Consider the following 7,124-nt stretch of genomic DNA (forward strand, 5'->3'; position numbering starts at 1 on the left):
AAATGCTTTCTCTAAGAAGCTTTCGAGACTTGCCACCTTAAGTGACCCGTACCGGGAAACTCGGGGTTGTGATGGCGTTCCACCCACCAAATAATATGTGCCACCACCAGCAACGTCACAACGAACACGCCGATACCGTAATAGAGAGGGGGCGAGAGGAACAGGATCTCGAGGGTGGAAACCAGCCTCTCGAACAGGTTGTTTCCTCGGGATAAGACCATAATTTGCAATCCCGACTCGAAAAAGGGATAGGAAAAGTCGAGGCTTTTTTCTCGATCGGCGGTAATGCTAATGCCTCCTACAGCTAGATCGGTGGTGCCTCGGGCTACGTCGTCGAGGAGTTTGGCCAGGGTTCCGACGCCTTCGAGACGATAGGTCAGATCGAGTTCGCCAGCGATTTTATCCCACAGTTCGATACAAAATCCGTTGTATCGCTGGTCTTGGTAAATGACCATGGGGGTGAGGGGTTTCGTGAGAACTCGTAAGGTTTGGGTGTCGGTGGAGGGGGTCTCGGGGTTCGGGTCGGTCTCAGGTGGGCCGTCGCCCTCGAACGCCCGGACGGAGGCCAGTTCTAACCAGCGATCGACGCGATCGCGGCGGGCTGCAATCCAGTCCCGGGCGTGGCCGACGATGTCGCTGAGTTCGTCTTCGCCGTTGGCCAGTTTGACGTTTTGGGCAATGATATCTTCGAGGGGAATCTCGATTGCCGCCAACAGAAGTTCGACGGCGGGATTGGCTTCTAAAAACTCGCGGTTGGCGACGGCGCGAATGGTATGGTGGGGAAATCCTAACAGACAGGGCGTGCCTTGGCATCCGACTGTGTTATCGAGGGTGGTGACGTCGGAGGCGATTTCGGCCAGGTTGTCGGGAAGGCTGAAAAACGGTACTTCCAGCCAGCGCGTGTCTTGACCGGGAACGAGGGTTCCGAGACTCCAGTGGGGCATCCAACCGAAAAAGAGAACGGGTTCCCCCTGGCGGTATCGATCGATCGTCTCTTGCATGAGGGGGACGTAGTTTCCCGAGACTTGTTCGACGGTTTCTCGCAAGCCGTAGACTTCGAGGTGATGGTCGATAATGTCTCGACAAGACCAGCCTTCATCGCAGCCGATGAGATCGGCTTTACCGTTTCCGTTGCGATCGAAAACTTGGGCAATTTCGGGATCTTTTAAGTCTTCGAGATTGTCGATGTCGAGGCGTTCGGCGGTGGGTAAATCGATAATGTAGCCTTGGAGGACGCCCTCTTCGATATTCAAGCCGGTTTCGACGACGCGATCGCGGACGTCTTCTTGTTGTAAAAACAGGTTGTGGGCGGGAAACCAGCCGTTCGCCCATAAATCCACCTCACCTCGGGCGGCGGCTTGGTAAAAGTCTTCCGTTTCGCTGGTATAGGGACCCGATACCTCGTAACCTAATTCTTCGATGAGTTGTTTGACGATTTCGGCTTGAAACCATCCGGTTTCCCAGGTCGATCGTGCCATGCGCACCGTGGCAGCTTTGGGGGTTGCGGGTTGGGGCGTCAGAAGAACGACAGCCAGGACAACGCTACAGAGTAAGGCGAGGAACGAGTAGAGTTTGGAGAATCTCACGGTGATGGGTCGAGGTCGAACGAATACAAGAGATACTGAACAGAGAGTTCGCGATCGATGCTGGAACTCGTCGGGATGAAGGGAAGTCTGTTGTTTCAGAGGTTCCCGCCCCGTTGCTGCTGGGTTCACCGCCAATCCTAGCATCGTCCTTCGCGAGGACACAGATCGATCGAACTGCCGTGTTAGCATACGAAACGCTGTAGCGATCGCCTGTCGCGAAATGCCGTTCTCAATTCACCCATTCCCATGTTTTCCTGTTGCCGCATTTGAGACAACTGGGTGGCAGAGTTTCGAGAAAACCTGAAAAATTCCCACTTTGGACATCGGATTTGATATGACTGGAAACAAGGTCGTTTTACTATTGGTGGTCGTCGCCTTCAGTACTATGGCGGTCATTGGTTGTTCTGAGGACAGCGCCGTGTTATCGCAACCGGAAACCCTCTCAAGTCCAGAGACGAGTTCAGAGACGAGTCCAGAGACTCCTCCAGAAACGTTAGAAACTCCCCCCTCCCCCAACCCTCGATCGCAACAGCTTCCCATCGAAGCCAGGGTGCAGTTGGGCGATCGCACCATCGATCTCGAAGTCGCCCGCACGCCACAACAGCAGGCCTTGGGGCTGATGTTCCGCGACGAACTCCCCGACGATCGTGGCATGTTGTTCCCCTTCGATCCCCCCGAAGCGGTCAATTTTTGGATGAAAAACGTCCGTATCTCCTTGGATATGGTCTTCGTCTACGACGGCCAGGTGGTGGGACTGGCGGAAAACGTTCCCCCCTGTCGTCAGCTGCGCTGTCCCACCTACAGCCCCGGCGAGGGGGTTCTCGTGGATTACGTCATTGAGTTGCGCGGCGGACGAGCGGCGGAGTTAGGCGTCTCCGTCGGCGATACCGTAGACATCGAACTATTAGACGCGGCCTCTTAAAAAAAATCCAATTTATTATCATTAAATTCTTGTTTTGTCAAGATAAAGGAGCCTTTCTTAAATTTACGTTACGAAAATTATTAAAACTCTATTAAGATGTAAACATTGCATCTATGCGATCGCCGAAAAATCTGCTACGGTGTTGGTTCCTAGGGAGCGGGATCGCGTCGAAGCGCGGATACTGTCAAGCTAACGCGCGACCTTAAGCTCTGCTTCCCGAACGTGCAGATCTTCAAGCGATCTCAAATCGAACAGAAGGTTTATCGGGTGTTGGCGTCCCGGTCGAACGATTTCCGATGTCGATCGCGCGAATAGGTGAGGAGTGACGCGATCGAAACGGGAAACGCTTCAGGTGTCTTCCAAAACCGCAGGCAACACCGAACCGAGAAACCCTCAAGGACGGCTGTTAAAGCGGCCGCCTTCGAGTAGACACCTGATTGAGTGACTACTCGAGGAGATCGTATTCTCTACCGCCATAACACAATGATTTTTAGTCCGAACGAGGTGATACCGTCATGGGAGCGACGACACAAGCCCAATTTCTCCGATTTTTAGAAGAAGATTTAGATCTCTCCGCCGATTCCATCGCCATTGCGTTACGTCGCCGCGATCGAGACGCCGGTCCGTTACCGATGATTTTATGGAAATACGGTTTCGTCACCCTCGAACAGCTCGATCGCATTTACGACTGGCTGGAATCGGCCTAGGTCGAGAAGGGGACATTGAGAGATGGGGAGAAGGGGAGATAATTTCACATCACCCCATCATCCCATCACCCCATCATCCCATCATCCCGCGTTGAGGACGCGACTGGCGGCCACGACACCCGCTCCTGGCGTTACGTCGGCGTTTAACTCGATGAGCGTCGCTTCCAAGGCGCCGATCGCACAGAGCAAATCGCGATCGCTCACGAAGCCCAAATGTCCGATGCGGAAGATTTTACCCTTGAGGTGGTTCTGTCCGCCAGCGAGAGCGATGTCGAATTTCGCTCTCATCGCCGATCGCACTTTTTCAGCTTCCACCGACACGGGCGCCACCGCCGTCACCGCCGTACTCGCGCAGTCGTCAGGAGCAAACAACGGGAGTCCCAAGGCTTTCACCGCTTCGCGAGTCGCCCGTTTGTGGCGATCGTGACGGGCGAAAATAGCCTCTAACCCTTCGGCTTTCATCATCTGCAACGTGGCTTGCAGGGCGAAAAACAGGTTCACCGGAGGCGTAAAGGGCGTGGTGTTTTTCGCCGCACTCTTGCGATAGGGTCCGAGATCGAAGTAGTACCGAGGTAGGTTCGAGGTTTCGTAGGCTTTCCAGGCTTTCTCGCTGACGGAGACGAAGGCCAACCCCGGCGGAATCATATATCCTTTCTGAGACCCCGAGGCCACCACGTCTAAACCCCATTCGTCGATGGGAACGTTGTAGGCGCCCAGACTCGTCACCGCATCCACAATAATCAACGCTTCGCCGTGGGCTTTCACGTGGCGGTTGATGGTTTCGAGGTCGTTGAGAACCCCGGTTGAGGTTTCGCTGTGGGTCAGGATAACCGCTTTGATTTCCTTGTCCGTATCCGCTTCTAAAGCTTGGCGGAACTGTTCCGGGTCGAGGGGTTTGCCCCATTCTGCCTCGATGGTGGAGACGTTGAGGTTGTAGGCTTGGGCGACTTCAGCCCAGCGTTCGCCGAACTTTCCGTTACAGCCAACCAACACGCGATCGCCGGAACTGAGAAAGTTAATTATCCCAGCTTCCATCGCCCCCGTTCCGCTGGCGGCTAATACCAATACGTCGTTTTGGGTTTGATGGAGCCATTTGAGATTTTCGGTGACTTCCGCCATGATTTTGGAAAAGTCACCGCTGCGGTGGCCGATGGGATGGCGTCCGAGTTGCCGCAAGGCGGTTTCGGGAACCGGGGTCGGACCCGGAATCATTAACATTAACTTGTCGTCCATGAACCTTTCAGTCGTCTAATTGAGAGATGTTGAGATCGGGATATCGGGAGATGATGAAAGTTCGCATCATCGGGTCGTCCGATCGTCTCATCTTCCGGTCGTTTCCCCTTCTCCCGCTGTCCCGTTAACTCGAGGGGCGATCGTCTTGGATGTTGCGCGGGAAAGGGGCGTTATCCGTGATGGAGTTCGATCGAATCGATTGGTTGAGAGACCATCGATAATCGATGGGTAAGTTTTTGAGCTGACAGGTTTCTTCCAAGCGTTTTTGCTGGGCAAGTGCTTTTCGCAAGGTGATAATCAGTTGGTCGATCTGCTGGCGTTCGGCAGAGTTCGAGGGGACCGAAAACACGGTTTGGCGTTCTAACAGTTGCAGCAACAGCTCGTAGTGGATATGAGAAGGAAGGGGTATCGGCTCCATGAAAACGGATAAACCTCTTAAAATCCTCTCCCGGCAAATCTAAAGATTCTACCTGGAAAATTCCTAAACGCAAACGCGGCTAACGATTCTATTGCTTGGCAATCGGAATCGTAGCTTGCCAATCCTGCTACCTCGGCTAAGCGGCGATCAAGGTTGACGGGAACGGTCAACGCCCTGGCCGGCTTGAGTTTGCAGGAAGGTGTTTCACCGTCTCTTCGACGGCGGAACGTATTGATTTTATCATTCGATCGGCGAATTTTTGAGGGGAGATGGTGGGAATTTTACGGCATGGCAAAGACGCCCCCCTCGAGGTCAATCCAATGGTAAAAAGATAGAGCTTTTCGCCGAATCTGAATCCGAAGATTTACGGTTCGCGTAAAGGGTTATGAAAGTTTGACAATGGCGGTGGCGATCGATCTCGAGTTTCGCGATCGATTTCGCCAGTTGGATGGGATTCTTTGCCCAAATCCGAGATTCTCCGCCTGTTTGAGAGGCCGGAGACCTCGCGAGACCCCTTGACCCGTTAAGACCCGGAAAACAAGCGTTCGATCGCCGCTCCGGGGTCGTTTTGACGCATGAGAGATTCGCCGATGAGAACCGCTTTCGCCCCCGCCTCGGACACGCGATCGAGATCGCCTTTCTCGAACAATCCCGATTCGCTGACGACGAGAATCCCGTTTTCCTCGAGTTGGGATTTTCGCGCCGCCAAAATGTCGCACGTGGTATCGAGACTCACGGTAAAGTCTTCTAAATTGCGATTGTTAATGCCCACCAGTCGCACGCCGTCGAGTTTCAACACGCGATCGAGTTCCTCGAGGGTGTGGACTTCCACCAACGCCGCCAACCCGAGAATTTTGGTGATTTTCAAGAAATACTGCAAGTCGCGATCGCTCAACACCGCCGCGATGAGCAACACCGCATCAGCACCTCGCGCCCGCGCCAGGTACAGTTGATAGGGATAAATAATGAAATCTTTACAGAGAACGGGCAAGTCTACCGCTTGGCGCACGTCTCGCAAATAGTCGAAACTACCCTGAAAGAACTTGCGATCGGTCAAGACAGACAGACAACTGGCGCCCCCTCGCTGGTAACTTTCGGCGATGGCGATCGGATCGAAATCTTCCCGAATCACCCCTTTACTCGGGGAGGCTTTCTTGACTTCGGCGATTAAGGCTGGCGTCGTGGGTCCGTTTTGCAGTGCAGCCACGAAATCGCGCGGTTTTGGGGCGATATCGACTTGTTTTTTCAGTTCCGTCAGGGGCATATACAGCCGCAGTTTGTCGATCTCCGTTTCCTTGTGCCAAACAATTTCTTCGAGAATGTGACGGGGTTCGCTGTCGGGAACGGGAACTTGGTACTGACAGGTATCGGCTTGGACGGCGGGATTGGGAGAACGGCGACGGATGTTAACCATTAGGTGCGTTTCAGTGCGTTTTGCGACAACTCGAAGCAGACGAATCCATATAATCTCTTAACACATCCGTTGGTGTTCGATCGAGCGTTCGTGGGAACTTCCCCGCCTTCGATGGAGTCGTTATCAATAACGCCTATCTGCCCTCGATCGCCATTGAAAGACGGGCAAAACTCACGTTTTCGTTGCGATTTCCCCTCAAGGACGAAAATGCCATGACACAGCAGCCGTTACTTCCCGACACCCCACCGCGCACTCTCCACCGCGTACTGTTGGCTTTGGTGTTAGTCGGCTGTGCGGCTATGGATTCGGGGGTATTTTCCTTGGAGCGATCGCCCCGTCTCAACCTGGCACCGCAGCTGAAACAGGATCGGGTGGTGAGAAAGGTCGATCGTTCTCAACTGGCTCCGTTGAAACTCGAATCCTGGCAGTTCCGAATCCTCAAACACTTGAATTCCCGTTGATATCGGCTCCGAAACGCGGTTAACCGTTACCTCTCAAGCACCCCAGTATCTCGAAGGGACTGGGGTGAGGTGAGTTGAGTTTGTCGAAATAGATCGGAGACGGTGCAAGAGGTCGATCGATCCTCTTTAAAAAGTTTTTGGAAATACAGTGTAACGCTTTGCAAAGCAAGTGTAACGCAATGTAACAATTTCAAGCAATTCCCGTAAAATCACGAATTTTTTGGCGAGAGAAGAATATAGGGTTATTCTAACTGCACCCGTATTTTTACAAAAACAATAAAAAATTGTATAGATGGCTTTTTTTTTAGTGATTTTTCCGCTACAGTAATACCGTCAGCACCCCCGGCTGAAGCACGGGGGCTTCATGCCTCCAGCTTCAGGTA

7 protein-coding genes are annotated in these 7,124 nt (G+C 53.3%); 3 read left to right on the forward strand and 4 right to left on the reverse strand.

Annotated features, from left to right (window positions below; genetic code table 11):
- Positions 1-11: 11 nt before the first annotated feature.
- On the reverse strand, positions 12-1,586 hold the full coding sequence (proX, locus tag ACP5D4_RS20250; RefSeq protein WP_428013421.1) for a glycine betaine/L-proline ABC transporter substrate-binding protein ProX: 1,575 nt from the start codon (positions 1,584-1,586) through the stop codon (positions 12-14).
- Positions 1,587-1,920: 334 nt separating this feature from the next.
- Here proX and ACP5D4_RS20255 point away from each other — a divergent pair, with 334 nt between their 5' ends.
- Together ACP5D4_RS20255 and ACP5D4_RS20260 are read left to right on the forward strand one after the other, a co-directional pair.
- Positions 1,921-2,508, forward strand: a complete 588-nt coding sequence (locus tag ACP5D4_RS20255) for a DUF192 domain-containing protein (protein WP_428013422.1) — start codon at positions 1,921-1,923, stop codon at positions 2,506-2,508.
- 515 nt (positions 2,509-3,023) lie between these two features.
- Entirely contained in the window at positions 3,024-3,215 is a 192-nt protein-coding gene (locus ACP5D4_RS20260) for a DUF2949 domain-containing protein (protein WP_428013423.1), read from the forward strand.
- Between the two features lie 81 nt (positions 3,216-3,296).
- Here the strand turns inward: ACP5D4_RS20260 and ACP5D4_RS20265 are convergent, their stop codons facing one another.
- The 3 genes from ACP5D4_RS20265 to trpC form a co-directional block, all read right to left on the reverse strand.
- Positions 3,297-4,448 (reverse strand): pyridoxal-phosphate-dependent aminotransferase family protein, encoded by a 1,152-nt coding sequence (locus ACP5D4_RS20265; protein WP_428013424.1) that lies wholly within the window; start codon positions 4,446-4,448, stop codon positions 3,297-3,299.
- Between the two features lie 124 nt (positions 4,449-4,572).
- The gene (locus ACP5D4_RS20270) at positions 4,573-4,866 is read right to left on the reverse strand and encodes a DUF5340 domain-containing protein (protein WP_428013425.1); all 294 of its coding nucleotides are present in this window, start codon (positions 4,864-4,866) and stop codon (positions 4,573-4,575) included.
- Positions 4,867-5,389: 523 nt separating this feature from the next.
- Complete coding sequence (trpC, locus tag ACP5D4_RS20275) at positions 5,390-6,280, reverse strand: indole-3-glycerol phosphate synthase TrpC (RefSeq protein WP_428013426.1); 891 nt, start codon at positions 6,278-6,280, stop codon at positions 5,390-5,392.
- A gap of 212 nt (positions 6,281-6,492) precedes the next feature.
- Between trpC and ACP5D4_RS20280 the strand changes: the two genes are divergently transcribed.
- A complete protein-coding gene (locus ACP5D4_RS20280; RefSeq protein ID WP_428013427.1) occupies positions 6,493-6,741 on the forward strand; it encodes a hypothetical protein in 249 nt (82 codons plus the stop codon).
- The last annotated feature ends 383 nt before the right edge of the window (positions 6,742-7,124 follow it).

The organism is Baaleninema sp. (assembly GCF_049974805.1).
Lineage (GTDB): Bacteria > Cyanobacteriota > Cyanobacteriia > Cyanobacteriales > Geitlerinemataceae > Baaleninema.